Annotated in this window: 25 protein-coding genes; 12 read left to right on the top strand and 13 right to left on the bottom strand. The window is 61.5% G+C overall.

Annotated features, from left to right (window positions below):
* Positions 1-259 precede the first annotated feature (259 nt).
* The gene (locus C4J93_RS26145) at positions 260-1,924 is read left to right on the top strand and encodes a bifunctional diguanylate cyclase/phosphodiesterase (protein ID WP_124405653.1); all 1,665 of its coding nucleotides are present in this window, start codon (positions 260-262) and stop codon (positions 1,922-1,924) included.
* A gap of 28 nt (positions 1,925-1,952) precedes the next feature.
* Here C4J93_RS26145 and C4J93_RS26140 read toward each other — a convergent pair whose 3' ends face one another.
* Positions 1,953-3,356, bottom strand: a complete 1,404-nt coding sequence (locus C4J93_RS26140; protein WP_124430775.1) for a NorM family multidrug efflux MATE transporter — start codon at positions 3,354-3,356, stop codon at positions 1,953-1,955.
* Positions 3,357-3,507: 151 nt separating this feature from the next.
* Between C4J93_RS26140 and C4J93_RS26135 the strand changes: the two genes are divergently transcribed.
* On the top strand, positions 3,508-4,428 hold the full coding sequence (locus tag C4J93_RS26135; RefSeq protein WP_124364954.1) for a LysR substrate-binding domain-containing protein: 921 nt from the start codon (positions 3,508-3,510) through the stop codon (positions 4,426-4,428).
* 178 nt (positions 4,429-4,606) lie between these two features.
* Positions 4,607-6,583, top strand: a complete 1,977-nt coding sequence (locus C4J93_RS26130; RefSeq protein WP_124430774.1) for a methyl-accepting chemotaxis protein — start codon at positions 4,607-4,609, stop codon at positions 6,581-6,583.
* Positions 6,584-6,616: 33 nt separating this feature from the next.
* On the opposite strand, the gene C4J93_RS26125 is transcribed toward C4J93_RS26130, so the two are convergent.
* Both C4J93_RS26125 and C4J93_RS26120 read right to left on the bottom strand, forming a co-directional pair.
* Entirely contained in the window at positions 6,617-8,113 is a 1,497-nt protein-coding gene (locus C4J93_RS26125) for a YifB family Mg chelatase-like AAA ATPase (protein ID WP_124430773.1), read from the bottom strand.
* 201 nt (positions 8,114-8,314) lie between these two features.
* Positions 8,315-8,578, bottom strand: coding sequence for an accessory factor UbiK family protein (locus C4J93_RS26120; RefSeq protein WP_124364951.1), 264 nt, complete (start codon positions 8,576-8,578; stop codon positions 8,315-8,317).
* Positions 8,579-9,000: 422 nt separating this feature from the next.
* On the opposite strand from C4J93_RS26120, the gene glnK reads away from it, so the two are divergent.
* The 4 genes from glnK (at position 9,001) to sutA (ending at position 11,786) form a co-directional block, all read left to right on the top strand.
* Positions 9,001-9,339 (top strand): P-II family nitrogen regulator, encoded by a 339-nt coding sequence (glnK, locus tag C4J93_RS26115; protein ID WP_002555808.1) that lies wholly within the window; start codon positions 9,001-9,003, stop codon positions 9,337-9,339.
* Positions 9,340-9,374: 35 nt separating this feature from the next.
* Complete coding sequence (locus C4J93_RS26110) at positions 9,375-10,715, top strand: ammonium transporter (protein ID WP_124430772.1); 1,341 nt, start codon at positions 9,375-9,377, stop codon at positions 10,713-10,715.
* A gap of 210 nt (positions 10,716-10,925) precedes the next feature.
* Positions 10,926-11,351, top strand: a complete 426-nt coding sequence (locus C4J93_RS26105; protein WP_124368800.1) for a secondary thiamine-phosphate synthase enzyme YjbQ — start codon at positions 10,926-10,928, stop codon at positions 11,349-11,351.
* A 102-nt stretch (positions 11,352-11,453) separates the two neighbouring features.
* Complete coding sequence (gene sutA / locus C4J93_RS26100) at positions 11,454-11,786, top strand: transcriptional regulator SutA (RefSeq protein ID WP_124364948.1); 333 nt, start codon at positions 11,454-11,456, stop codon at positions 11,784-11,786.
* 271 nt (positions 11,787-12,057) lie between these two features.
* Here the strand turns inward: sutA and C4J93_RS26095 are convergent, their stop codons facing one another.
* From C4J93_RS26095 to C4J93_RS26070, 6 genes are read right to left on the bottom strand one after another with little or no spacing between them, the layout of a single operon-like run.
* A complete protein-coding gene (locus tag C4J93_RS26095) occupies positions 12,058-12,753 on the bottom strand; it encodes an HAD family hydrolase (protein WP_124430771.1) in 696 nt (231 codons plus the stop codon).
* Entirely contained in the window at positions 12,750-13,649 is a 900-nt protein-coding gene (xerC, locus tag C4J93_RS26090) for a tyrosine recombinase XerC (RefSeq protein WP_124430770.1), read from the bottom strand. Before xerC ends, C4J93_RS26095 begins: the two co-directional genes overlap by 4 nt.
* 2 nt (positions 13,650-13,651) lie before the next feature.
* The gene (locus C4J93_RS26085) at positions 13,652-14,368 is read right to left on the bottom strand and encodes a DUF484 family protein (RefSeq protein ID WP_124430769.1); all 717 of its coding nucleotides are present in this window, start codon (positions 14,366-14,368) and stop codon (positions 13,652-13,654) included.
* 13 nt (positions 14,369-14,381) lie between these two features.
* Positions 14,382-15,212 (bottom strand): diaminopimelate epimerase, encoded by an 831-nt coding sequence (dapF, locus tag C4J93_RS26080; RefSeq protein WP_124364944.1) that lies wholly within the window; start codon positions 15,210-15,212, stop codon positions 14,382-14,384.
* 3 nt (positions 15,213-15,215) lie between these two features.
* Entirely contained in the window at positions 15,216-16,463 is a 1,248-nt protein-coding gene (gene lysA / locus C4J93_RS26075) for a diaminopimelate decarboxylase (protein WP_124411065.1), read from the bottom strand.
* 9 nt (positions 16,464-16,472) lie between these two features.
* Positions 16,473-16,640, bottom strand: coding sequence for a lipoprotein (locus C4J93_RS26070; protein ID WP_003195417.1), 168 nt, complete (start codon positions 16,638-16,640; stop codon positions 16,473-16,475).
* A gap of 238 nt (positions 16,641-16,878) precedes the next feature.
* Here C4J93_RS26070 and cyaY point away from each other — a divergent pair, with 238 nt between their 5' ends.
* From cyaY to rnk, 3 genes are all read left to right on the top strand, one after another.
* Positions 16,879-17,211, top strand: a complete 333-nt coding sequence (gene cyaY, locus C4J93_RS26065) for an iron donor protein CyaY (RefSeq protein ID WP_124364942.1) — start codon at positions 16,879-16,881, stop codon at positions 17,209-17,211.
* A gap of 2 nt (positions 17,212-17,213) precedes the next feature.
* Complete coding sequence (locus C4J93_RS26060) at positions 17,214-17,432, top strand: DUF1289 domain-containing protein (RefSeq protein WP_003176868.1); 219 nt, start codon at positions 17,214-17,216, stop codon at positions 17,430-17,432.
* Positions 17,433-17,563: 131 nt separating this feature from the next.
* On the top strand, positions 17,564-17,977 hold the full coding sequence (rnk, locus tag C4J93_RS26055) for a nucleoside diphosphate kinase regulator (protein WP_124364940.1): 414 nt from the start codon (positions 17,564-17,566) through the stop codon (positions 17,975-17,977).
* Here rnk and C4J93_RS26050 read toward each other — a convergent pair.
* From C4J93_RS26050 to C4J93_RS26040, 3 genes are all read right to left on the bottom strand, one after another.
* Positions 17,974-20,814 (bottom strand): class I adenylate cyclase, encoded by a 2,841-nt coding sequence (locus C4J93_RS26050; protein WP_124430768.1) that lies wholly within the window; start codon positions 20,812-20,814, stop codon positions 17,974-17,976. The two genes, rnk and C4J93_RS26050, sit on opposite strands and share 4 nt — an antisense overlap.
* Positions 20,815-20,983: 169 nt before the next feature.
* Entirely contained in the window at positions 20,984-21,238 is a 255-nt protein-coding gene (locus tag C4J93_RS26045; protein WP_003195403.1) for a TIGR02647 family protein, read from the bottom strand.
* A gap of 97 nt (positions 21,239-21,335) precedes the next feature.
* On the bottom strand, positions 21,336-21,620 hold the full coding sequence (locus C4J93_RS26040) for a hypothetical protein (RefSeq protein WP_124430767.1): 285 nt from the start codon (positions 21,618-21,620) through the stop codon (positions 21,336-21,338).
* Positions 21,621-21,746: 126 nt separating this feature from the next.
* Here C4J93_RS26040 and C4J93_RS26035 point away from each other — a divergent pair, with 126 nt between their 5' ends.
* On the top strand, positions 21,747-22,406 hold the full coding sequence (locus C4J93_RS26035; protein WP_124430766.1) for a glutathione S-transferase family protein: 660 nt from the start codon (positions 21,747-21,749) through the stop codon (positions 22,404-22,406).
* A 38-nt stretch (positions 22,407-22,444) separates the two neighbouring features.
* Here the strand turns inward: C4J93_RS26035 and argH are convergent, their stop codons facing one another.
* Positions 22,445-23,839 carry an argininosuccinate lyase gene (gene argH / locus C4J93_RS26030; protein WP_124411062.1) on the bottom strand — a complete coding sequence of 465 codons (1,395 nt, stop codon included), beginning with the start codon at positions 23,837-23,839 and terminating at the stop codon, positions 22,445-22,447.
* A gap of 503 nt (positions 23,840-24,342) precedes the next feature.
* On the opposite strand from argH, the gene C4J93_RS26025 reads away from it, so the two are divergent.
* Positions 24,343-25,089 (top strand): LytTR family DNA-binding domain-containing protein, encoded by a 747-nt coding sequence (locus tag C4J93_RS26025; protein ID WP_124364935.1) that lies wholly within the window; start codon positions 24,343-24,345, stop codon positions 25,087-25,089.
* The last annotated feature ends 96 nt before the right edge of the window (positions 25,090-25,185 follow it).

Raw genomic sequence — 25,185 nt, 5'->3', positions numbered from 1 at the left:
TTCGGGGAGTCGTCGTTCAAAAGGGCGGGCATTTTAACAGGCTGGCAAGTTTCTGCTGCCCTGGATCGACGGTGTGACGTACCACTCGATCTAAATTTGCCGGTTTTGCTACTTTGCCGCAGGATGTGCGGGGTATTGCGACTATTTTTCACAGTCTGCGTGTTTGATAGCACCTATCATTTGTCAGGCATTGGTCATTGTCAGACCGCACGTCATAATGCCACCGCCAACGAATTCTTGCAGAGTCTAGGGAGCTAGCTTGTCTACGCCTGTCGAACCCTTGCGTTTGCTGCTGCTGGCCGATGAGCCTGAGTGGGCAGCGTTGTTGCGCGAGTGCCTGGCGCCGATGGGCGACGGGGCTGTGCTGATCAGCGCGCCCAACTGGGACTCGGTGAGTCGTCTGTTCGACGACGACCACGGTGCGGTGCTCTTGACCACGCCCCCTCTGCAACCCGGCCCGGGCCGGTGCAGCTTGCCGTGTGTATTGTTGCTGGAACAGGAACCATTGGTTGCGCCGCTCGGTGTCAGCGATTGGCTGGTCCATTGCGCGCTTGACGCCGATACCTTGCGCCGCTGCCTGCGCCATGTGCGCGAGCGTGGCGTACTGGAGAACACGTTGCAGCGCCTGGCCGAACAGGACCCGCTCACCGGTATCGCCAACCGCCAGGGTTTCCAGACCTTGCTGGCGGCGCGGTTGGCGGATAACGAAGGTCGCGGCCTGGCCCTCGGTCACCTGGACTTGGACAATTTCCGTCACGCCAACGATGCCCTCGGTCATCAGGCCGGCGACCGCTTGATCCTGCAGGTGGTATCGCGGCTCAAGAGCCAGCTTGAAGCCGGTGACCAATTGGCGCGCCTGGGCAGCGATGAGTTCGCGCTGCTGATCGACACCCGCCGTGCGCCCCAGCGCGCCGAGTGGATGGCCGAGCGCATCACCGAAGTCATGGCCGAGCCTTACTGGGTGGACGGTGAAAGCCTGCTGATCGGCTGCAGCCTGGGCGTGGCGCATGCCCGCGCCCGTGCCGGGGCCGACCCGTTGATGTGGCACGCCCATATCGCCATGCAGCAGGCCAAAAGCACCCAGGGCTGTACCTTTCATATCTTCAACGAACGCATCAACCGCAACGCGCGCAGCCTGGCCGACCTGGAAAGCGAATTGCGCCGTGCGCTGCGCCGCGATGAGCTGGAGCTGCACTACCAGCCGCGCCTGGACCTGGACGATGGGCATATCGTTGGCCTGGAAGCCTTGGTGCGTTGGCGCCACGGCGAGCGTGGCCTGCTGCCACCGAGCGAGTTCGTGCCCCTGGCCGAGCAGAGTGGCCTGATCGTGCCGTTGGGGTATTGGGTGATTTCCCGCGCCCTGCGCGACATGCAGGACCTGCGCGAACGTGGCCTGCCGGCGTTGCATATGGCGGTCAACCTGTCGTTTCGCCAGTTTCAGGACAGCCAACTGCTCTCGACACTCAGTCGGCTGATTGCCGAGCGTGGCGTGGAAGCGCAATGGCTGGAGTTCGAGTTGACCGAAACCGCCGTGATGCGTCGCAGCGACCTGGTCAAACAGACCATGGACGCCCTCGGCCGCCTTGGCGTGCGGTTTTCCCTGGATGACTTCGGCACCGGTTTCTCATCGTTCGTGCACCTCAACAGCCTGCCGATTGCCTTGTTGAAGATCGACAAGAGCTTCGTCGGCGGCATGGAAGAGCGCGAAGAAAATCGCAAGCTGGTTCACGCCATGATCAACCTGGCCCACAACCTCAACCTGGAAGTGGTGGCCGAAGGCGTGGAGACCGCTGAGCAGCTTGCGCTTTTGAGGCTGTTTGGTTGCGATCAAGCCCAGGGCTACTTGATCAGTAAACCGTTGCCATTGGCCGAGCTGGTGGAGTACCTGACGTTTGGCAAGGGCCAGCAGGCGTTGTTGGGCTGAATAAACCACAATCTAAAAATGTGGGACCTTAGTGCGTCTGTGCGGTCTGGAAACCAGCTTGTCTTTCCGGCTCCTGTCGAATCATCCGCTTCATCTTCGCCTCAAACGCCCACGTCAGGCTCACCGCCGCGCAGGCAAGGCCCAGCGCCAGGCCCCACCACACGCCGGTCGGCCCCCAGCCTAACGTGAACGCCATCAACCAGGCCGATGGCGCGCCGATCAGCCAGTAACAACCGAGTCCCACCAGGAAGGTGGTCTTGGCATCCTTGAGGCCACGGATGCAGCCCATGGCAATGGTCTGCACACCGTCGAACAGCTCAAACCAGGCCGCAACGGCCAGCAGGCTGACTGCGAGCACGATCACCTCGTGAAAGGCCGGGTCGTCATGGTCGAGGAACAGCCCGATCAGCGGGTCGGAAAACAGCCAGAACACCACGGCAAACCCCAGCATCACCATGGCGCCGAACCCTATGCCGACCCGCCCGGCCAGGCGCGCGCTCAACAACCGCCCGGCGCCATAGTGCTGGCCGATACGCATGGTCACCGCGTAGGACATCCCCGCCGGGACCATGAACGCCACCGAGACAATCTGCAGGGCAATCTGGTGCGCCGCCAACTGCGTACTGCCCATGGTGCCCATGCACAGCGCCGCAAACGCGAACAGCCCGACTTCCACTGCATAGGTGCCGCCGATCGGCAGGCCCAGGCGCCACAGCTCGCGCAGATAGTGGGTATTGAGACGCAGCAGGCCGGTGCTCAGGGGGTAGGCGGCGTAGGTCCGGTTGCTGCGGATGTACCACATCAGCGCCAACGCCATGCCATTGGCGACGATGGCCGTTACCAGGCCAATGCCCATCAGCCCGAGCTTCGGCAGGCCGAACATGCCTTCGATCAGCGCATGGTTGAGCAGGTAGTTGACCACCGTGCCGCACAAGCTGATCACCACCACTGGCGTGGCTTTGCCGATAGCGCTGGTGAAACCGCGCAACGCCATGAAGCTCAGATAGCCGGGCAGGGCGAATGGCAGGAGGGTCAGGAATTGCCCGGCGGCTTGCACGTTGGTTTCGGTCTGGCCGAACAGCAGCAGCACTGGCTTCAGGTTCCACAGCAGCAGCGCCGCCGCCAGGGCCATCAACCACGCCAGCCACAGCCCGGACTGGGTCAGCCGGGTGGCACCGTCGATGTCGCCCGCGCCGTGACGGATCGCCACCAGGGTGCCCACCGCCGCAATTACACCGATGCAGAAAATCGCCACGAACGAATAGCTCGCCGCGCCCAGGCCACCGCCGGCCAGGGCTTCGGGGCTCAAGCGAGCCATCATCAGGGTGTCGGTCAGCACCATCAGCATGTGCGCCAACTGTGAGGCAATCAACGGCCCCGACAGCCGCAGAATGGCCCAGAGTTCGGTACGTACCGGATGCTGCATGATCATCACACTCGACAGGTCAGGGGGGTGGAGAGGGCTGATTCTCGGCGCTTTGGGCGCATTGCACAAAAGGATAAAAGCGATCGTTTGCATGATTAAAACTCATACCTGGCCTATTCTGGTAGGGTTTGCGGATTGCGCTGTCGGAGCTTTCAGAATGTCCCGTCGTCTTCCTCCGCTTTACGCCCTGCGGGCGTTCGAGGCCGCGTCTCGTCACCACTCCTTTACCCGCGCGGCAGAGGAGCTGTCCATTACCCAAAGTGCGGTCAGCCGGCATATTCGTACGCTCGAAGAGCATTTCGCCTGCCGGCTTTTCCAGCGCAGCGGCCGCACCCTGCAGCTCACGGAGGCGGCGCGCTTGTTGCTGCCCGGCGTGCGCGAAGGTTTCGCCGCCCTGGAGCGCGCCTGCCATACCCTGAATGCCGAAGATGACATCTTGCGTATGAAAGCGCCGTCCACCTTGACCATGCGCTGGCTGCTGGCGCGGTTGAGTCGCTTTCGGGCCTTGCAGCCGGGCAATGAGGTGCAGCTCACCAGTGCGTGGATGAGCATCGATGAAGTGGACTTCAACCAGGAGCCGTTCGATTGCGCGGTATTGCTCAGTAACGGGCACTTTCCCGCAGACTGGGAGGCCAGTTACCTGTTTGCCGAAATGCTGATTCCGGTGGGCGCGCCCAATCTCTTGGATGACGGCCCCTGGGACGTGACGCGGCTGGCAACGGCCGAACTGCTGCATCCGACACCGGACCGTCGCGACTGGCGTTACTGGTTGGAACGCATGGGGCTGGCGTCCCGGGTTTCGCTCAAGGGTGGGCAGGTGTTCGACACGCTGGAGTTGGGCATGATCGCTGCCGCGCGGGGTTACGGGGTGTCCATGGGTGACCTGCTGATGGTGGCCGAGGACGTCGCCCAGAAACGCCTGAGCCTGCCTTGGCCAACGGCCGTCGCCAGCGGGGAAAGCTATTACCTGGTGTGGCCGAAAACCCGGCCCGGTGGTGAGCGCTTGCGGCGTTTGGCGGAGTTTCTCCAGGGCGAGGTGCATGCGATGGTTTTGCCCGAAGTGGCCCGCCTCGAATGAAGGGTTTGGCATGTGTACGGCAATCGTTTGCGCGATACCCCTGTGAATCGCTCAAGTATTGTAAAACTCCGCCGAAGTAGGGGTGTTGGAACTATCGTGCACTTACGTTTCCCACCAGATAATTCGCCGAGCAGCGCTAAGAGATCAGGATGATCCTGGCCTCGGCTCAGGAGCTGTCATGTCTCAACCTCGCGCTCGGATCGCCTCCCAGTTAGGCCTCGCATTGGCCGTGATTCTTGCTGTCGTTATCAGCGGCAGTACCGTTTTCGCTTTACGCTCCCTCGACACCGCCAACCTCGCCACCCGCGAGGAACACCTGGCCAGCGAGGCGCGCCTGCTCGCCGACCAACTCAATACCTTCCACAGCACCTTGCGCGAGAGCACCCAGCGTTTGAGCGGGCTGTTTGAAAAGCGCTTCGGCGCCGGCTTGAGCGTGCGTGCAGACGAGCCAGTCGCCGTGGCCGGTGTGCAAACCCCGAGCCTCTACCTGGGCAGCCAGTTGCTGAACAACGACTTCAGCGAAGTGGATGAATTCAAGGACATGTCCGGCGGCGTGGCCACGGTATTCGTGCGCAGCGGCGATGACTTTGTCCGCATCAGCACGTCCCTGACCAAGCAGGATGGCAACCGCGCCATCGGCACTGTGCTGGACCGCCAGGGGCCGGCCTACCAGCGTGTGTTCAGCGGACAGACCTACATCGGTCGGGCAGTGTTGTTCGATCGCTCGTACATGACCCAGTACAGCCCAGTGCGTGACGCCAGCGGAAAAGTCATTGCGGTGCTGTTCATCGGTTTCGACTACACCGACGAGCAGAAAGCCCAGTTCGACAATCTCAAGCGCTTCCGTATCGGCCAGACCGGCTCCCTCTCGTTGCTGGATGAACAGAAGCACTGGCTGGTGCCGCCGGCCGGTGTACAAGCCTTGGATCAAGCCATTCCGGTGATGCTCGACCTGGCGAAGAAGCCGGGTGAAGGGCGCTTCTGGAGCGACAAGAACGAAGATTTCTACAGCGTTTCGGTACCGTTCGAGGGCGGCCCCTGGGCGGTGGTGGCGAGCATGCCGAAGGCTGAGATTCGTGCAGTGACCTGGGACGTCGGTCTGCGCTTGGTCATCGGCAGCGTGCTGGCCATGCTGTTGGCGGTGGGCGCCACCGTGTGGCTGTTGCGCAGCAAGCTCGCGCCCCTGAGTGACCTGGTACGCCAAGCCGAAGCGCTCGGTGCAGGCGACCTGAGCGCACGCCTGAATGTTTCCAGCCATGATGAAATCGGCCAGTTGGCGCGCAGCTTCAACCAGATGGGCGAAGCGCTGTCGACCATGGTTTCGCACATCCGCAAGGCGGCTGAAGAGGTCAACAGCCGTGCCCAGGCGTTGTCCGGTTTGTCTGGCGGTGCCTATGAAGGCATGGAACAGCAGTCCGGCGAGATCACTAGCATGGCGGGCGCGGTGGAAGAGTTCAGCGCCACCTCCCTGAATATCGCTGACAACATGGGCAGCACCGAGCGTCTGGCCCAGGAAAATGCCCAGCAGACCCGCATCGGGCGTGCCTCGATGCAGGAGGCCTCGTCGTCCCTGGAACATATCGCCACCGCCCTGAACAGCACCGCGACGGTGATCAACACCTTGGGCCAGCGTTCCCAGGAAATCGGCGGCATCGTTGGCGTGATTACGTCGATCGCGGAACAGACCAATTTGCTGGCGCTGAATGCCGCCATCGAAGCTGCCCGCGCGGGCGAGCAAGGCCGTGGCTTTGCCGTGGTCGCTGACGAAGTGCGCAACCTGGCCTCGCGCACCCGCCAGGCCACTGATGAAATTTCCGGCATGATCCAGAGCATCCAGCAGGAAACCGGGAATGCCATCAGCACCATGGAACACGGCAATGTACTGATGCAGGAAGGCCTGTCGCGCAATGCCGACGTGGCTTCGGCCCTGGCGCGCATCGACGAGCAGAGCCGCTCGGCCGGCCAGCAGTTTGCCGCCATCACCACCGCCACCCAGGAGCAGAGCAGCACCGCGACCTTGCTCAGCAGCAACCTGCAGAGCATTGCGCTGGCTAACAGCGAGCAGCGTGAGGTGGTGTCGAACCTGGCGATCACCGCCAAGGAACTGGAGACCCTGGCGGCGGGCCTGCGGCATGAAGTAGACCGGTTCCGCTAAGCCACCGCCATTCAGAATGCGCGGGCGCATGGCTCACGTGCTCGCCGCCGGACGGTACTGCAAGGCCTCTTGCAGATGGTGGCGGGCGATGTTCTCTGTTTGTTCCAGGTCCGCCAGGGTACGCGCTACCTTGAGTAACCGGTGGGCCGCCCGCAGCGACAGCGTCAGTCGTTCGCATGCGCTTTCCAACCAGCCTTCATCAACCTTTGCCAGCTTGCAGTACTCGCGCAACCCCGGCAGGTCGAGGAAGGCGTTGGCGCATCCTTGGCGGCGTTGCTGGCGTTCCCGTGCATCGGCCACTGCTGCAGAAGCTTTCGCAGTGTTGTCACCGGTCTGTTGTGCCGGGCTCAGTGCCGTGGCCTCCCGCGCCACGGTCAAGTGCAAATCGATCCGGTCCAGCAACGGCCCGGACAGCTTGTTGCGATAGCGTTGGATCTGCTCCGGTGTGCATCGACAACGGCCGCTGGGTTCGCCCAGATAGCCGCAAGGGCAGGGGTTCATCGCCGCGACCAGTTGGAAGCGCGCCGGGAAGCTTACCCGGTCGCGGGCGCGGGAAATCACGATATGCCCCGATTCAAGTGGCTCACGCAGCACCTCCAGGACTTTGCGATCGAACTCCGGCAATTCGTCGAGGAACAGCACGCCGTGGTGGGCCAGGGTGATTTCCCCCGGTTGCGGCTTCGATCCGCCGCCGACCAGCGCGGGGCCCGACGCCGAGTGGTGCGGCTGGCGAAACGGCCGTTGCGGCCAATGGCTCAGCGGCGCCAGGCTGACCACCGATTGAATCGCCGCGACTTCCAGCGCTTCGTGCTCACTCAGTGGTGGCAGCAACCCCGGCAGGCGGCTGGCGAGCAAGGTCTTGCCAGTGCCGGGCGGCCCGCTGAATAACAGGTTGTGCGCCCCCGCAGCCGCGATCAGCAAGGCACGCTTGGCAGTCAACTGGCCCTGTACCTCACTGAGGTCCGGGTAAGGTTTGTTCAAATACAGCAAGCCGTCGGACTGGTAGGGCTCGATCGGTACATGCCCGTTCAGGTGCGCCACCACTTGCAGCAAGTGGTCCACCGCAATCACCTTCAATCCCGATGCCAGGCACGCTTCCTCAGCGTTCGCCCTGGGCACTATCAAGGTGCGCCCGGCCTTGCGCGCCGCCAATGCGGCCGGCAACACGCCTTTCACCGCGCGTACCTCGCCGGACAGCGCCAACTCGCCCAGGCACTCAACGTCATCGAGCATCAACGCCGGCACCTGCATACTGGCCGCCAGGATCCCCAGGGCAATCGCCAAATCAAAACGCCCGCCGTCCTTGGGCAGGTCGGCGGGCGCGAGGTTGAGGGTGATGCGACGCGGCGGATATTGCAGGGCCGAATTGAGAATGGCGCTGCGTACACGGTCCTTGCTTTCCTTTACCGCCGTCTCCGGCAAGCCCACCAGCGTCAGTGATGGCAAGCCATTAGCCATATGCACTTCAACCGTGACGACGGGGGCTTCAACGCCGATCTGGGCGCGACTGTGGACGATGGCGAGGGACATGCTCAATCCTTGAATGGGGCCGCTTCCTGCGGGTTATTCAAGGGTAGACGAGGGTGGGAAAAGCAAAGCGGGGGAGGTTTTACAGAACGTATCAGGCAGAGATGCAGGACAAATGTGGGAGGGGGCTTGCCCCCGATAGCGGTGTGTCAGCAAAGCGTTCATCAGCTGAAAAATCGCTATCGGGGCAAGCCCCCTCCCACACTATTGGGCTGACGGTGGCGTCAGCCGCGCTTCCAGTTCCGCCACTTTTGCCTCCAGGCTTTCCAGGCGCGCACGCGTGCGGGCGAGCACCACCATCTGGCTGTCGAACTCTTCACGGCTCACCAGATCAAGCTTGCTGAAGCCACTTTGCAGCAATGCCTTGAACTGGCTTTCGATTTCATTGCGGGGCAGCGGAGTGTCGCCGCTGAACAGGCGAGAGGCGTGGCCGCTCAGGGCGTCGAGGAAGTCTTTGGGCGCGAGCATGGGAAATATTCCGGAAAACTGTTGGCAGGCAGTGTATCACGCAGCGTCTATAGTCTTTTCACGGCCCTGACGCGCACGCTTTTCGCGCATCGGGATGGACGCTTGCGCACTGTTTTGATGCGCATCGCCACCGCCGGAACGCCCCGCAGGTGGGCATGAGTGGGCAATGGACTGATTTCAGTGAGTTTTACGGAGCTGGCAAGGTTTCTGCTTAGACGATCATGACCCATGCACTGATGCAGTCGCTGTGACGAATGCAGTGCGCCGACGGATCAGGGGTACAGGTTTCGTCACCAGTGGTTCGCTGGCGTCGCTACGGTAAATGCCGAGGCGACGATGCGTTACAAAGCCAGGCACTGCGCTTAGACTTGAGACGGGTTTGTTTTCCTGGGGCAAGTCCACCAATTCGGGAGAGAGTTTTCATGAAGCTAGTCACTGCCATCATCAAGCCGTTCAAGTTGGACGACGTACGCGAGTCACTGTCCGAGATCGGCGTGCAGGGCATTACCGTTACTGAGGTCAAGGGCTTCGGTCGGCAGAAGGGTCATACCGAGCTGTATCGCGGCGCGGAATATGTGGTCGATTTCCTGCCGAAGGTGAAGATTGATGTCGCCATTGACGACAAGGATCTTGACCGGGTTATCGAGGCGATAACCAAGGCCGCCAACACCGGCAAGATCGGTGACGGCAAGATCTTCGTGGTCAATCTGGAACAGGCTATCCGCATCCGTACCGGCGAAACCGATACCGACGCAATCTAAGCCGCCAAACCCCAACGCCCCAGGAGAAAAACACTATGACTCTGCGTACATTCGCAGGGCTCGGAGCCCTGTTGTCCATCGTAATGCCAGGCCTTGCAATGGCGGCAGACGAAGTGGCGGCTCCAGTCCTCAACTCCGGCGACACTGCCTGGATGCTGACCGCCACCGCACTGGTGCTGTTCATGACCATTCCTGGCCTGGCGCTGTTCTACGGCGGCATGGTCCGCTCCAAGAATATTCTGTCGGTGATGATGCAGTGCTTTGCCATCACTGGCCTGATCAGCATCCTGTGGGTCGTCTACGGTTACAGCGTTGCGTTCGATACCACCGGTATGGAGCAGGGCGTCGTCAACTTCAACTCCTTCTTCGGCGGCATGGGCAAGGCGTTCCTGGCAGGGGTCACTCCAGCTAGCATTACCGGGCCTGCGGCGCTGTTTCCGGAAGCGGTGTTCATCACCTTCCAGATGACGTTCGCCATCATCACTCCGGCGCTGATCGTCGGTGCCTTCGCCGAGCGCATGAAGTTCTCCGCGATGCTGATTTTCATGGGCATCTGGTTCACCCTGGTCTATGCGCCGATTGCGCACATGGTCTGGAGCGGCAACGGCGGCCTGATGTGGGACTGGGGCGTGCTGGACTTCGCCGGTGGCACCGTGGTGCACATCAACGCCGGTGTGGCGGGCCTGGTGGCGTGCCTGGTGCTCGGCAAACGTAAAGGCTTCCCGACCACCCCGATGGCCCCGCACAACCTGGGTTACACCTTGATCGGCGCGGCCATGCTGTGGATCGGCTGGTTCGGCTTTAACGCCGGTTCCGCTGCCGCAGCCAACGGCACGGCCGGCATGGCGATGCTGGTTACCCAGATTGCTACCGCTGCTGCGGCGCTGGGCTGGATGTTCGCCGAGTGGATCACCCACGGTAAGCCGAGCGCACTGGGCATCGCCTCGGGTGTGGTGGCCGGCCTGGTTGCGATCACTCCTGCAGCTGGCACCGTGGGCCCGATGGGCGCCCTGGTCATTGGCCTGGCGGCGGGCGTGGTGTGTTTCTTCTGCGCCACTACCCTCAAGCGCAAGCTGGGCTACGACGACTCCCTGGATGCCTTCGGCGTGCACGGTATAGGCGGTATCCTCGGCGCGATCCTGACCGGCGTGTTCGCGGCTCCATCGATGGGTGGCTTCAACGCCGCTACCACTGACATCGCCGCCCAGGTGTGGATCCAGTGCAAAGGCGTCGGCTTCACCGTGATCTACACGGCGATCGTCACCTACGTCATCCTCAAGGTGCTGGACATGGTCATGGGCCTGCGCGTCACCGAAGAGGAAGAGGCGGTCGGTCTCGACCTGGCGCAACATAACGAGCGCGGCTACAACCTGTAAGTACGCGAAAAAAAGATGCCCGGCTTGCCGGGCATTTTTTTGTCTGGCGTTTGTCTCTGCCTATAAGTGGCATGGGTTTTTCATCAACTTTGTGATGGGATCCACACGGCACTTTTAAGGGTGCGAATGTCTTACAGGCATGTAGGCGTATTCGGCACTTTGTTTTTTTCCAGAGCGCGCTAGAATGCGCGCCGATGGGCGGAGAACTGTATGTGGCAACAGACCCTGATTACCCTTCGGGCCAAGCCCCGGGGCTTTCACCTGGTGACCGACGAGTTGCTTGCCGGCTTGCCTGAATTGAAGGCGTGTCGCGTGGGCCTGTTGCATCTGTGGCTGCAGCACACCTCGGCCTCGTTGACGGTCAACGAGAATGCCGATCCGGCGGTTCGCCGTGACTTCGAGCGTTTCTTCAACTTGCTGGTGCCGCAAGGCCATGCAGGGTTCGAACACAACGACGAAGGTCCGGATGATCTGCCGGCGCACTTCAAGGCCAGTCTCCTGGGCTGCCAGCTGAGTTTGCCGGTGAAGGCTGGCCGCTTGGCGATGGGGACCTGGCAAGGTGTTTATCTGGGCGAGCACCGTGATCATGGCGGTGCTCGTAAAGTCCTCGCCACCTTGCACGGTGAAGGGGCATAAGCCACTGGTGACCCGGTGGATGTTGATTTTTTTCCGGCGACCTCGACAGAGGGTGAAGCTGGGCTATAACTAATCTGCTTTTCGCAAGTCATGAGGTAGAACATGAGCGACGATGATCTGGAAAACGACGACCTCGAAGTAGGTGACGAAGACGACACTGAGGAAAGTCTTGAAGCGGCGGCTGATGACGTTGCTGAAGACCTTGATGACAGTGCTGGCGATGATGTCGCGCCCAAAGCCAAAGGCAAGGCCAAGGCGGCTGTTTCGGTAGACGAGCTGCCCAGCGTTGAAGCCAAGAACAAAGAGCGCGATGCCCTGGCCCGTGCGATGGAAGAATTCCTCGCCAAAGGCGGCAAAGTGGTCGAAGTCGAGCCCAACGTGGTGGCTGATCCACCGAAGAAGCCGGATAACAAATACGGCAGCCGTCCTATCTGAGGTCAGCTACCTGCTTGTAAGAAAGAACCCGCCGTCGCTGCGGGTTTTTTCATGTCTGCTGATTATACGAGCGTTGTGGTGATCCAGATGTGGGAGGGGCAAGCCCTAATGCCAGTCAGTGAAGGCTTTTTGTAGGAGCGAGCTTGCTCGCGAAGAACTCAGGGCTCCCTCGTTCATCCAGAATGAACGCGTTGCCTGTGCGTTTTTCGCGAGCAAGCTCGCTCCTACAGGGAACCCTTTTAAGCTCCCTCCCACATTTGGATCGCTGGTGTTACTGCCAGCTGCGGAGCAATTGCGGTAGCTCCGTCAGGCTGCGAATTTGCGCATCCGGGAGTTTATCCCCTTCCCACGCCTTGCCCGCCGGGTTGAACCAGACAGCGCGCAGCCCCGCCTGCTGCGCCCCGGCAATGTCATCGCCCGGATGATCGCCAACATGCACCGCCGCTTCGGCCTTCACGCCGCCGCGCTGCAATGCCTCCTGAAACAACTGCGCATCCGGCTTGGCGATGCCGATATCCTCGGCACGCAAGGCAAAGTGAAAGTAGTCCGCCAGGCCTACGCGTTGTACGTCGGCATTGCCATTGGTGATCACTCCTAGCAGGAAGTGCTGGCGCAGGGCTTTGAGCATGGGCTCGGCTTCGGGGAAGACGGTGAGTTGATGCCGCGCATGAATGAACGCTTCAAAACACACGTCGGCCATTTGCGTGGCTTCAGGCTGTGGATAACCTGCCTCCTCAAACGCATGCATCAACACCCGATGGCGCAGGATACTGATGCGGTGTTTGAGTTCAGGATGACGTTGCAGCACCTGTTGGCGCAGGCTGGCGAAATGCTCCAGGGGCAAGTCGCCGACCTTGGATGCGTTGAGCGCCAACCATTCGCGCATTGACGCTTCAGCGCTGATGATGACGGGTACGTTGTCCCAGAGCGTGTCGTCCAGGTCGAAGGTGATCAGCTTGATGCTCATGAGTCGCCGCCCTTGATGCGTTTGGCCCGTGGATGGGCGCTGTCGTACACCGTTGCCAGGTGCTGGAAGTCGAGGTGGGTGTAGATTTGCGTGGTCTTGATGTCGGAGTGGCCGAGCAGCTCCTGTACCGCGCGCAGGTCCTGGGACGACTCCAGCATATGGCTGGCAAAGGAGTGCCTGAGCATATGCGGGTGCAGGTTCTGCCCCAGTTCGCGCTCGCCGGCGGCTTTTACGCGCAACTGAATGGCCCGTGGCCCCAGGCGTCGGCCTTGCTGGCTGATAAATACCGCGTCGTCTTGCGGATTGGCCAGCGCGCGCAACGGCAACCACAGTTGCAGGGCTTCACGGGCTTTTCTGCCGACCGGCAGCACCCGCGTCTTGCTGCCTTTGCCCAGCACCTGCACCAGCCCATCGGCCAGGTCCAGTTGATCGAGGTTCAGGCCGGTCAGCTCGGACAGGCGCAGGCCCGAGGAGTAAAACAACTCGAGGATCGCCTGGTCGCGGTGCGCCAGGAAGTCATCCTCGACCGCGCCATCGAGCAGTTGCAGAGCGCGGTCGGTGTCCAGGGTCTTGGGCAGGCGGCGCTCGCCTTTGGGCGGCGACAGGCCATTGGCCGGGTCGTGGTCACACAGGCCTTCGCGGTTCAGGTAGTGATAGAGGCCGCGCACCGCCGACAGCAGGCGCGACAAACTACGCGAGGACTGGCCTTGCTGGTGCAGCCGTGCGATCAGGCTGCGCAGGCTCTGGATATCCAGGGCTTCCCAGCTGGCGATCTGCTGCTTTTCGCAATAGGCCAGGACCTTGTTCAAGTCCCGCCGGTAGGCTTCCAGGGTATGAGGCGACACCTGGCGCTCGTTGCGCAGGTGAGCGCAGTAAGCGTCCAGATGCCGTTCCATGGCTAGCGCACCGCGCGCAGGGCAGTGGTGAAACGCGGCAAGACGCGGCCCAGCACTTCGGCGATGTAGGTCAAAAACAGGGTGCCCACCGAGCTTTTGTAATGCGCGGGGTCGCGGCTGGCGATGGCCAGTACGCCATGCAGGCCTTGGTGGCTGAGGGCAACCACGGCGGTGGAGCCGATCTGTTGGCGCTGTTCGGCACCAAACAGGAAGTCAAGTTCATGCTCGCGCAGGGTGCCGCTGATGGTCTTGCCTTCGGAAAGCAGGCCGCCGATGGCGGTTTGCGCTTCGCCACCGCTGACCCAGCGACCCACCGGCATCGGGTTATCGCTGAACAGGATCAGGCTGACAAACGGCACCTGGAAGTCCTGGCGCAGGCTGTCTTCCACAGCTATCACCGTTTCTTCCAGGCTGGCGGCGTCCATCAGGGTCAGGATCAGGCGACGGGTCTTGTCGAACAGGCGATCGTTGTCGCGGGCCACATCCATCAGGTGCGAGAGCCGGTGGCGCATTTCGATATTGCGCTCGCGCAGGATCTGCATTTGCCGCTCCACCAACGACACGGTATCGCCGCGTTGGTGGGGGATGCGCAAGGCCGGAAGCAATTGCTCGTGCTCGACGAAAAAATCCGCATGAGCCTCAAGGTACGCCGCGACTGCAGCGGCCTCCAGGCTTTCACTTGGGGTGATTTGTGCGGGTACTTGAGGCTTATCGGTCATTGGTTTGGCTCACTCATAGACGGACCTGTCCTTCGTATACACGCGAGGCCGGCCCGGTCATCATCACCGGGTGGCCAGGGCCTGCCCATTCGATGGACAAGCGCCCACCCGGCAGGTCGATCAGCAGCGGTGAATCCATCCACCCCTGGCTGATCGCGGCCACGGCAGCGGCGCAGGCACCGGTGCCGCAGGCCTGGGTTTCGCCGGCGCCGCGCTCCCACACACGCAATTGCGCGCGGGAACGGTCGATCACCTGCAGGAAGCCCACATTGACCCGCGCCGGAAAGCGCGGGTGATGTTCGATCTTCGGCCCCAGTTCATGCACGGGCGCATTGTTGATGTCATTGACCCGCAGCACCGCATGGGGATTGCCCATGGACACGGCGGCGATATCCACGCTGTTGCCGTCCACCTCCAGCGCGTAACTGAGGGCCTGCTCGGGCGCCTGGAACGGAATGTCCGCCGGCACCAGGCGTGGCGCGCCCATGTTGACGCTGATCTGGCCGTCACTGCGGATATCCAGTTCGATCACGCCGCCCTTGGTTTCGACGCGAATCTGGCGCTTGGCGGTCAGGCGCTTGTCCAGCACGAAGCGCGCAAAGCAGCGCGCACCGTTGCCGCACTGTTCCACTTCAGAGCCATCGGAGTTGAAGATCCGATAACGGAAATCCACCTCCGGGTTGGTCGGCGCTTCCACCAGCAATAATTGGTCGAAGCCGACACCGGTGTGCCGGTCGCCCCATTGTTTGGCGTGCTTGGGCAGGATGTGTGCGTGCTGGCTGACCAGGTCGAGAACCATGAAGTCATTGCCCAGCCCGTGCATCTTGGTAAAACGCAGCAGCATGGCTTACTCCGGCAGCAGGCTTTCGCCAGCATACAACTCGGCTACCGTCTCGCGGCGACGCACTTCGAACGCTTGATCACCGTCCACCAGCACCTCGGCGGCTCGCCCGCGCGTGTTGTAGTTGGAACTCATGACAAACCCATAGGCACCGGCCGAATGCACGGCCAGCAGGTCGCCTTCCTCCAGGGCCAGTTGACGATCCTTGGCCAGGAAGTCGCCGGTCTCACAGATCGGGCCGACGATGTCGTACGCGCGCGTTTCGCTGGCGCGAGGGACCACGGCGCTGACATTCATCCAGGCCTGGTACAGCGCCGGGCGGATCAGGTCGTTCATCGCCGCGTCGACGATGGCGAAGTCCTTGTGCTCGGTGTGCTTGAGGTACTCGACCTGGGTGAGCAGCAAACCGGCATTGGCGACGATGTAGCGGCCCGGCTCGAACATCAGCGTCAGGTCGCGGCCTTCGATACGCTCGCGCACGGCCTTGATGTAGTCGGCGATCAACGGCGGCTCTTCATCGCGATACCGCACGCCCACACCGCCACCCAGATCGATGTGGTGCAGGTAGATGCCGCAATCGCCGAGGCGGTCGATCAGCGCCAGCAGGCGGTCGAGCGCATCCAGGAACGGCGGCAGGGTGGTCAGTTGCGAGCCGATATGGCAGTCGACGCCCAACACGTCCAGGTTCGGCAATTGGGCAGCGCGGATGTACACGTCTTCGGCGTCGGCAATGGCGATGCCGAACTTGTTCTCCTTGAGGCCGGTGGAAATGTACGGGTGAGTGCCCGCATCGACGTCCGGGTTGACGCGCAGGGAGATCGGCGCGCGAACGCCCATCTCGGCGGCCACGACCTGCAGGCGCTCCAGCTCGTCGGTGGACTCGATGTTGAAGCAGTGCACACCCACTTCCAGGGCGCGGCGCATGTCTTCGCGGCTCTTGCCGACGCCGGAGAACACGATCTTGTCGGCCTGGCCACCGGCGGCCAATACACGTTCGAGTTCGCCACGGGACACAATGTCAAAACCAGCGCCCAGACGCGCCAGGACATTGAGTACACCCAGGTTGGAGTTGGCTTTCACCGCGTAGCACACCAGGTGCGGCACGCCTTCCAGCGGGTCGGTGAACGAGCGGTATTGCGCTTCGATATGTGCACGGGAATACACATACGTCGGGGTGCCAAAGCGCTCGGCAATCGCAGACAGCGCCACGCCTTCCGCGAACAGCTCGCCGTCCCGGTAGTTAAAAGCGTCCATGAGGGTCCCTTAGTAAGTGTCGTGCTTGTGCGCTTTCGATGGCTTTTGCGACGACTGCGCCTGTTCGTTCGGGTCTTTGCTGTCGTCGGGCAGGTACAGCGGGCCTTTTTGACCACAGGCACTAACGAGGCAAGCGACCGCGACGAGCGCAGCAAGGGAAGAGATCAGGCGCTTCATGGCGAAATCCTTGAATATGCATTAATTGCGCCCGAGTATACCGACCACCCGCCAGCTTGCCTATGCGCCGGAATACCCGTCCGGCGGGGGTTTGCTGAGAGGGTCGGGAAGCGGACTACGCTGTTTGAGGATATTTCACGCCGTCAATCGCGTTGAAATCGGTATCCTTTGCAATCGGCGGGGCGCGTCCGTATCGTGCGGCGCTTGAGCAGAACCAGACACTTTTGAGGTTGCCACAATGAGTTTGACCGAAGCCCGTTTTCACGACCTGGTGGATGCCACCCAGGAGAAGCTGGAAGATATTTTCGACGACAGCGACCTGGATGTGGATCTGGAAAACTCGGCCGGTGTGCTGACCGTCAAATTCGAGAGCGGCCAGCAACTGATCTTCAGTCGCCAGGAACCGCTGCGTCAGTTGTGGCTGGCGGCGCGCTCCGGTGGCGTTCACTTCGACTACGACGAAGACAGCGGCAAATGGCAGTGCGACAAAAGTGAAGAGTTGCTGGGCGAGATGCTCACGCGGCTGGTCGAGGAATATACCGGCGCCGAGCTGGACTTCGACGAGATCTGACAGTGACCCAGCCTGCTCCCGTACGCCCGCCCAAGCCGCTGTTCAGCAACGTCAGCCCGGCGGTGCCGTCGCCTTGTATCAGTTTGTGTCGCCTGGATGAGCAAAAAGTCTGCCTCGGCTGCTTCCGGCATGTCGAAGACATCCGTGAATGGCGCTCCGCCGACGATGCCCGGCGTCGAGTGATCTGCGCGCAGGCCGAGCAACGCCGGGCCCACGCCTGACGCTATCTTGTTTATTTGTGACGCTGTGGTAGTGTCCGGGTACGCCTCAACTCATCGAGGCCCGTGAGAACCCCGCCTTTTCCTGGCGGGGTTTTGCTTTTTTGTGCAGAAAAAAGGAGTCTGCCTGAATCATGACCACCGCACCGTCCATCATTCTCACCCGTCTTGACGTGCAGCGTCTGGAGCAACTGATCGACCGCTTGGGCGACGAGTTTCCCGGCGTCGAAGCGTTGCAGGCCGAACTCGACCGCGCCGAAGACGTGGTTGGTCACGATGAAGTGCCTGCAACTGTCGTGACCATGAACTCCAGCGTGCATTGCCGTGAACAAGGCAGTGGCAAGGACTATCACCTGACCCTGGTTTACCCCAAGGACGCAAATGCCGATGAAGGCAAGATCTCGATCCTGGCACCGGTCGGCAGTGCTTTGCTCGGCCTGCAAGTGGGCCAGCACATCGATTGGCCTGCACCGGGCGGCAAGACCCTCAAGCTTGAATTGCTGAGTGTCGAAGGCCAGCCCAAAGACGGCGGCGCCTTCCCGCTTTAAATCTGGCTCAGCGCTTCATTGAGCGCGAGCTCCAGCTCGGCCTTGTAGCGCAGGTACAGATTGCTCGGGCTTTGCACGTCGCCGAGCAGGCCCGACAGATCGAGGTCGGTGATGTAGCAACGGTAACGCTCGGGTTCGCGGCGTTGCCCGATGATCTCCCGGGCGACCACCGCAAACAGCTGGTCGCCAAACTCCATTTCGGAAAATTCCCGCTGATTGCAGTACAGCGTGACACCCACCTGGCCGGGCGCCGCCTTGCCGATAATCGCCTGCACGTCATAAAACGGCTTGTTGGCCGGGTGTTGCGGCGCCGGCCTTGGTTCGACAACGCGTGCGCGGGCGCTGCCCGATGGCAACAGTTGGTAGTACAGCGTTTGTACTTCGCCCAGCGGCTGTTGGGTGTCCAGCGGTGACAGCGCTTCGCGGCGATAGATGATCGACAGCAGGAACCGCTGCAGCGGTGCCAACAGGCTCTGTTCATCATGAAACGGCAAGCGCTGCTGCCAGAGCGCGTTGAATTCGTCGAGCACATACAGTTCGGCGAAGCCTTCATTGACTCGGTAGAACACTTGTATGCAATCGGCCTGGCCCATGGGCAGCAGCAGCGCCAGGTCGTGGTCTTCCAGCGCCATGGCGTCCAGGTGCAATGGGCTGTAGCTGGCCAGCTCTTCGCTGAGGTAGGCGACCAAGGCGTCCTGGGTCGGCAGTGACACGTGGGTGGCCTGGCCGGGAATCAGTTCCATGACGTGATAGTGCTGCTGCACCTGCAGCAGGTAGCGGTGGTTGCTTTGGCCGAGCAGCAGATGCTGCGCGGTGTCGAATACTTCTTCGACGCGCTGGGCAATGAACTGCGCTCGGTTGTGACAGAAACAGCGCACCCGCAACCGCGGCAAATGAGCCGTCGGCAGTTGGTTGAGGTAGTCGCGCAGGCAGTCGAGCAGCGCATGGGGCCCGTCGTAGCGGCTGACCATAACCTCGTTCCAGCTATTGAGCGTGACCTGGTCCAGGGTCAGCACCAGGTTTTCCCGTACGCCGGCATAACTCAGGGAGTCGGTGCGCTCGGTGGTCATCAGAATGTTCAGGTCGCGGTGATGCTTGAGTGGGTCGACGCCGACGTTGATCAGCAACAACACTTCTTCCGGTACCGCCGAACGCAACAGACGCGCTTCATCGACGCTGGCCAGGGGCAGGGCGATGGTCTGTTGCAGGCTGCCCAGCAGGTTGAACAGCTCGAACTCGGTCATGTCGCTGGCGCCGGGGTGCAGCGCCAGGCGCGTGCTGCTGTCGATCACACCGTTGCGATGGCACCAGGTGAGCATTTCCAGCAGGTCGCGGCTGCGTTTGATCGGCGCGAAGTGCTCCCATTCCAGGGCCGTGAGGTTGCCGTTATACAGGCCCCAATGGTGCTGGCCCGGCTCCTTGCGGTTGGGGGAGTGCACCAGGGTCAGGGTGTCTTCGGCCAGGTCCGGGGCAATCCCGGGGTTAATGAACTCGATCTTGCCGGCCTTGCGTTCAAAAGCTGCGTACAAGCGCCGGCCCAGCACATTGAGGTCGCGCTTGTTGATCAGGCTGACGGTCTGTTCCGTACGGGCGAACTGGGTAAGGAAGCGGTAGCTGTAGTTCAGCTCGTTGACCAGGGCACGGCGCTCGGAGGCGACCTGACGTACTTTCCATTGGCTGCGGCTGTCCAGCAAGGCCAGTTGGCGCTGGTCCCAACCCCACTCATCGGCCAGGCGTTCGAGCAGCAGTCGTTGCCAACTGGCGGTGCGCTGGCCGGCGCTGAGCTTGCGGTTGACCTTCAGGTACAGGCTGCGCCGTACCAGTTCCAGGCGCTCGGGTTCATTGCGGGCCTTGAGGTATTCCTCGATGCGGCGGTAGACCACGATGTACGGGTCCAGCTCGTCCAGGTCCAGCTGATTGGCAAACACCGCGCGCTTGAAGCGCAGGCTCAGGCAGTGCACCTTGGGGTGTTCGCTGGCGTAGACCTCGGTCAGCAGCAGCTTGAGCACCGATTTATAGGGCGACTCGATGCCCTTGAACAGTTGCCACAGCCCGGCGCCGATGAACTCCCCCGGAGGAATGCGCGCCAGATGGCCGAGATCGAGGGTCTCGTCGGCGCGAATGAAGCGTTTGGAGATCAGCGTGTGGGTGAACTCGGCGTAGCGGCTTTCTTCATACACCGGGACCAGCCACCAGATCGGCGTGCGCCCGGCCAGCCAGATGGCGGTGCGGTAGAACTCGTCCAGCAGCAAATAGTGCTGGGTGGTGCCGCAATCGTCGGAACTCAGTTGGGTGTCCCGTTCACCGAGCACAAAGCGCGTCGGTTCGATCAGAAAGAAATGCGCCTCGGCACCCATGGTCTGGGCCCAGGCTTCCAGCAGCTGGCACTTCTTGCGCAGCTCGGCCAGCTCGTTTTCATTCAGGTCCGGAGCGTGGCACACCCACACGTCCATATCGCTCTGATCCGCCTGGGCCAACGTGCCCAGGCTGCCCATCAGGAACAGACCGTGGATCGGGCGGGGCGGGTTGCCATGGCGCGGCTTGTAGGAGAACGAACGGGTCAGGCGCTGGGCTTCGGCCAGGGCCTGGGCATCGGGTTCGAAATTCGACAGCCCGGCCGGTGTGCCGCTGGAGACATAGCCTGGCAGCAAAGGGTGATTAACGTGGAAAAACAGCGGCAATAAGGTGAGCACGCTTTGTTGGCGCGGGGTCAGCCCTTCGACGGCCCGGGCCATGCGGCCTTCATTGAGGGCCATGAAACGCGCGCGCAATTGGGTCAGCACCTTACGGTCGATGCCTTCGTCCAGGTCGGGGCGGATTTCATGGGTGCGGGTCATGTCGAATTCGGTGGCTCGCAGGGCCCGACGTGGGCGGCCGTGTAGGAGTTTACAGACAGTAGCGTAGGAGGTTTAGAGGGAAATGGCGGTTGGCGCTAGAATTTTGCACCTTGCACAGCAACGCCCGCGGAATCCGCAGCGGGGCGGACTCCATGGGCGGGATCAGGTGTCAGGCGGCTTCTTTGGTGGAGGCGGTGGTCAAGATAGTCAGCAAGGTCTGCGCTTGCTCGGCGGCGTCCCGGCCAAGGCTGGTCAGGTAGCCTCCATCCGGTTGGTCGATAAGCCCTTTCGCATGGAGGCGCTTGGCAGCGGCGATGGCAGTGGGGGCGGCGGTCTGATGGACTTTCAGACCTTCCTTGGTGCTGTCCAGGGGGAAGAGTACAAGGATTTCCAGTTCGGCAACCAACTCAGGGGTATACGACATAAGGACTCCAGACTTTCTAAAATTTATTAGAGGCTAGCAGGCCATAAGGTGAACGCACTTTGCCGAACTGTCCAGCGTGTTGCTGCGCGGCCGAGGGTTATTGTTTTTCCGGCGGCAACTCAGGCAATGCTCGCAGCGCTGTTTCATACCACTGGGTATCAAAAGCGCGGTCTTCGTCCAGCATTGCATCGATCTCGAAGGCCAGCACATGGGCCATGAGATTCAGAATCTCTTCGCGCTCATATCCGACCAGCGTCAGTTTGTTGAACGTGGCCTTGGCCGCTGGCGGGTTGTCGCTTTCGATCTGGTTTTCAATCGCTTCGATCAACGTGGTTTCGGTGAATTCTTCTTCGTCGTTGTCGATATCGGTCGGCTCGCTCATGGCAGGCTCCTCAAGGAAAGGGCGCCAGTCTAACTCCATTCAGGCGGGTGATGCTGCTGGTCAGGCCGCGCCTCAGCGTCTATAACGCTTGCAGCCAACCCCACACCCGGCCTGGAGGCGTTCGCAATGCTCAAGCTCTACGGTTTTTCGGTCAGCAACTACTACAACATGGTCAAGCTGGCGCTGATGGAGAAAGGCTTGCCTTTCGAAGAGGTGCCTTTTTATGCAGGACAAACGCCTGAAGCCCTGGCGGTAAGCCCACGAGGCAAAGTGCCGGTGCTCGGCGTCAAGCAAGGCTTTATCAATGAAACCAGCGTGATCCTCGAATACATCGAGCAGACTCAGGAAGGGCCGGCGCTGCTGCCGGCCGAGCCGTTCCAGCGTGCCCAGGTGCTGGCGTTGTGCAGGGAGATCGAGCTGTACATTGAATTGCCCGCACGGGCGTGCTTCGCCGAGGCGTTCTTTGGCATGCAGGTGCCGGAGGCGATCAAGGAGAAAGCCAGGGGTGAGTTGCTGCTTGGGGTAGGAAGTTTAGGCCGGCACGGCAAGTTCGCGCCTTATGTGGCGGGGGAGCGCTTCACCATTGCCGATCTGTATTTCATGTACAGCATGAACCTCGCCTGTGCCGTGGGCGAGAAACTGTTTGGGCTGGATTTGCTGGCTGAAATGCCGAAGGCGAAGGCGCTGCTGGAGCGTTTGAATGCGATGCCCAATGCGCAAAAAGTCGAGGCGGACCGGCAGGCGGCGATGCCTGGGTTTATGGCGATGATTGCGGCTAAAAAGTGATCAAGTGTGGGAGGGGACAAGCCCCTCCCACATTTTATTCAGCGGCTGGCGAGCAGGGCCTGGCCGCGTACCACTGCTGCCTTCACCTGCGCCGGCGCGGTGCCGCCTATGTGATTACGGGCATTCACCGAGCCTTCCAGGGTCAGCACGGCGAACACGTCCTGCTCGATCTGGTCGCTGAACTGGCGCAATTCTTCCAGGCTCATTTCAGCCAGGTCCTTGCCGGTGTCCACTCCGTATTTCACGGCATGGCCCACGATTTCATGGCAGTCACGGAACGGCAGGCCACGCCGCACCAGGTAGTCGGCCAGGTCGGTCGCGGTGGAGAAACCCCGCAAGGCTGCTTCGCGCATGATGGCGTGCTTGGGCTTGATCGCCGGGATCATGTCGGCAAACGCACGCAGTGAGTCGCGCAGGGTGTCGGCGGCGTCGAACAGCGGCTCCTTGTCTTCCTGGTTGTCCTTGTTGTAAGCCAGCGGCTGGCCTTTCATCAGGGTCAGCAGGCCCATCAGTGCGCCGAATACGCGGCCGCTCTTGCCACGCACCAGCTCGGGCACGTCGGGGTTTTTCTTTTGCGGCATGATCGAACTGCCGGTGCAGAAACGGTCCGGCAGGTCGATGAACTGGAATTGCGCGCTGGTCCACAGCACCAGCTCTTCGGAGAAGCGCGACAGGTGCATCATCGCGATGCTCGCGGCGGCGCAGAATTCGATGGCGAAATCACGGTCCGACACACCGTCCAGGGAGTTGCCGCCGACGGCGTCGAAACCCAGCAGCTGCGCGGTGTACTCACGGTCGATCGGGTAGGTGGTGCCCGCCAGCGCGGCGCTGCCCAACGGCATGCGGTTGGTGCGCTTGCGGCAATCCACCAGGCGCTCGTAATCGCGGCTGAGCATTTCGAACCAGGCCAGCAGGTGGTGGCCAAAGGTCACGGGCTGAGCGGTCTGCAGGTGAGTGAAGCCGGGCATGATGGCGTCCGATTCACGCTCGGCCTGTTCCAGCAAACCTTTCTGCAAGCGGGTGATTTCAGCCAGGATCAAGTCGATTTCATCGCGCAGCCACAGGCGGATATCGGTGGCCACCTGGTCGTTCCGACTGCGACCGGTGTGCAGCTTTTTGCCGGTCACACCGATGCGATCGGTGAGGCGAGCCTCGATGTTCATGTGCACGTCTTCCAGGTCGACGCGCCAGTCGAACGTACCGGCTTCGATCTCGCCACGGATGGTGGTCAGGCCATCGATGATGCTGTCGCGTTCGGCATCGGTCAGTACGCCGACCTTGGCCAGCATCGTGGCATGGGCGATGGAGCCCATGATGTCGTGGCGGTACAGGCGCTGGTCGAAGGTGACGGAGGCGGTGAAGCGCGCGACGAAGGCGTCGACGGGTTCACTGAAGCGGCCGCCCCAGGACTGGTTGGTCTTGTCGGTGCTCATGGATTCGCTCGTGATCTGCTTAAAAGAGGCGTGGAGGTGTGCCGCCGATAATAACAGGGTTGTCCGCAGACGCGGTGCTGTGGGCGGACGGCAATTTTATTTGTGCAAAGGATGGCTAAGTGCCTTGCCGCCGACCGCGTCCGGGACGAGACTGGGAGCAGGTTCTTATTGAAACGATATTTGACGATTGAGCAATATCGTCTCAGCGAGCGTCTACAGTTGGACTGAGAGTGTGTGAATGCACCAAAGTCGGGTCATGCGGTCAGAGCCCAGACTATCCATTAAAAAAGGGGGGTATTCGGATTGTGTATCAGCAAACCCTACGACGCTGCGCGAATGCAGCGGGTCTTGGGCGCTATTGAACAGGTCCGGGTAAATTTGGGTGCCGCTCCCAGGGCACTTTTTGCCGCTCGCGCTAGTCTTAGCGTGGATCGCTGTGACGCAAGTCACCGCACCTGTCTACGCTATCCTTGTGCGAGACTCACGCAGGAATCCAGCGCTATATGAATGTCCTGATCGTTGATGACGAACCCCAAGCCCGCGAGCGACTGAGCCGTCTGGTCAGTGAACTCGAGGGTTATACAGTCCTTGAGCCGAGCGCCACCAGCGGCGAGGAGGCGTTGACGTTGATCGACAGCCTCAAGCCGGATGTGGTGTTGCTCGATATCCGTATGCCGGGCCTCGATGGTCTGCAAGTTGCCGCCCGCCTGAGCGAACGCGAGTCGCCCCCTGCCGTGGTGTTATGCGCGGCCGAGGAAGAGTTTTCTGCACAGACGCTGGAAGACAGCGGTGTCAGTTTTCTCGTCAAGCCGGTGACTGGCGAAGCATTGCTCAAGGCCCTGAAGAAAGCCGAGCGCCCCAGCCGTGTTCAGCTCGCAGCCCTGACCCAGCCTGCCGCCCAGAGTGGTAACGGCCCCCGCAGCCATATCAGTGCACGCACCCGCAAGGGCATCGAGCTGATTCCCCTCGGTCAGGTGGTTTATTTTATCGCCGACCATAAATACGTGACCTTGCGCCACGAAGCCGGCGAAGTGTTGCTCGATGAGCCGCTCAAAGCCCTGGAAGATGAATTCGGCGACCGCTTCGTGCGTATCCATCGCAATGCGCTGGTGGCCCGTGAGCGTATCGAACGCTTGCAACGCACGCCCCTGGGGCACTTTCAGCTGTTCCTCAAGGGGCTCAATGGCGATGCCTTGATCGTCAGTCGGCGCCATGTCGCCGGCGTGCGCAAGATGATGCAGCAGCTTTAACCCAGAGGCCCTGGCGAGCTGCGCAGTCCTTATCCCGGTGCGACGCGGCCAGGGAGGCCCCGCACTTGCTGATTCAAATCAAAGCGTATTTGCCTG

This window comes from Pseudomonas sp. R2-37-08W, assembly GCF_003851705.1.
GTDB lineage: Bacteria > Pseudomonadota > Gammaproteobacteria > Pseudomonadales > Pseudomonadaceae > Aquipseudomonas.
This window is presented reverse-complemented; position numbering and strand designations above follow the sequence as displayed.

Excerpts from the sequence above, each read along its gene's own strand:
- C4J93_RS26140 (WP_124430775.1), bottom strand. The coding sequence starts at position 3,356 with ATGATCATGCAGCATCCGGTACGTACCGAACTCTGGGCCATTCTGCGG.
- C4J93_RS26135 (WP_124364954.1), top strand. The coding sequence starts at position 3,508 with ATGTCCCGTCGTCTTCCTCCGCTTTACGCCCTGCGGGCGTTCGAGGCC.
- C4J93_RS26130 (WP_124430774.1), top strand. The coding sequence starts at position 4,607 with ATGTCTCAACCTCGCGCTCGGATCGCCTCCCAGTTAGGCCTCGCATTG.
- C4J93_RS26125 (WP_124430773.1), bottom strand. The coding sequence starts at position 8,113 with ATGTCCCTCGCCATCGTCCACAGTCGCGCCCAGATCGGCGTTGAAGCC.
- C4J93_RS26120 (WP_124364951.1), bottom strand. The coding sequence starts at position 8,578 with ATGCTCGCGCCCAAAGACTTCCTCGACGCCCTGAGCGGCCACGCCTCT.
- glnK (WP_002555808.1), top strand. The coding sequence starts at position 9,001 with ATGAAGCTAGTCACTGCCATCATCAAGCCGTTCAAGTTGGACGACGTA.
- C4J93_RS26110 (WP_124430772.1), top strand. The coding sequence starts at position 9,375 with ATGACTCTGCGTACATTCGCAGGGCTCGGAGCCCTGTTGTCCATCGTA.
- C4J93_RS26105 (WP_124368800.1), top strand. The coding sequence starts at position 10,926 with ATGTGGCAACAGACCCTGATTACCCTTCGGGCCAAGCCCCGGGGCTTT.
- sutA (WP_124364948.1), top strand. The coding sequence starts at position 11,454 with ATGAGCGACGATGATCTGGAAAACGACGACCTCGAAGTAGGTGACGAA.
- C4J93_RS26095 (WP_124430771.1), bottom strand. The coding sequence starts at position 12,753 with ATGAGCATCAAGCTGATCACCTTCGACCTGGACGACACGCTCTGGGAC.
- xerC (WP_124430770.1), bottom strand. The coding sequence starts at position 13,649 with ATGGAACGGCATCTGGACGCTTACTGCGCTCACCTGCGCAACGAGCGC.
- C4J93_RS26085 (WP_124430769.1), bottom strand. The coding sequence starts at position 14,368 with ATGACCGATAAGCCTCAAGTACCCGCACAAATCACCCCAAGTGAAAGC.
- dapF (WP_124364944.1), bottom strand. The coding sequence starts at position 15,212 with ATGCTGCTGCGTTTTACCAAGATGCACGGGCTGGGCAATGACTTCATG.
- lysA (WP_124411065.1), bottom strand. The coding sequence starts at position 16,463 with ATGGACGCTTTTAACTACCGGGACGGCGAGCTGTTCGCGGAAGGCGTG.
- C4J93_RS26070 (WP_003195417.1), bottom strand. The coding sequence starts at position 16,640 with ATGAAGCGCCTGATCTCTTCCCTTGCTGCGCTCGTCGCGGTCGCTTGC.
- cyaY (WP_124364942.1), top strand. The coding sequence starts at position 16,879 with ATGAGTTTGACCGAAGCCCGTTTTCACGACCTGGTGGATGCCACCCAG.
- rnk (WP_124364940.1), top strand. The coding sequence starts at position 17,564 with ATGACCACCGCACCGTCCATCATTCTCACCCGTCTTGACGTGCAGCGT.
- C4J93_RS26050 (WP_124430768.1), bottom strand. The coding sequence starts at position 20,814 with ATGACCCGCACCCATGAAATCCGCCCCGACCTGGACGAAGGCATCGAC.
- C4J93_RS26045 (WP_003195403.1), bottom strand. The coding sequence starts at position 21,238 with ATGTCGTATACCCCTGAGTTGGTTGCCGAACTGGAAATCCTTGTACTC.
- C4J93_RS26040 (WP_124430767.1), bottom strand. The coding sequence starts at position 21,620 with ATGAGCGAGCCGACCGATATCGACAACGACGAAGAAGAATTCACCGAA.
- C4J93_RS26035 (WP_124430766.1), top strand. The coding sequence starts at position 21,747 with ATGCTCAAGCTCTACGGTTTTTCGGTCAGCAACTACTACAACATGGTC.
- argH (WP_124411062.1), bottom strand. The coding sequence starts at position 23,839 with ATGAGCACCGACAAGACCAACCAGTCCTGGGGCGGCCGCTTCAGTGAA.
- C4J93_RS26025 (WP_124364935.1), top strand. The coding sequence starts at position 24,343 with ATGAATGTCCTGATCGTTGATGACGAACCCCAAGCCCGCGAGCGACTG.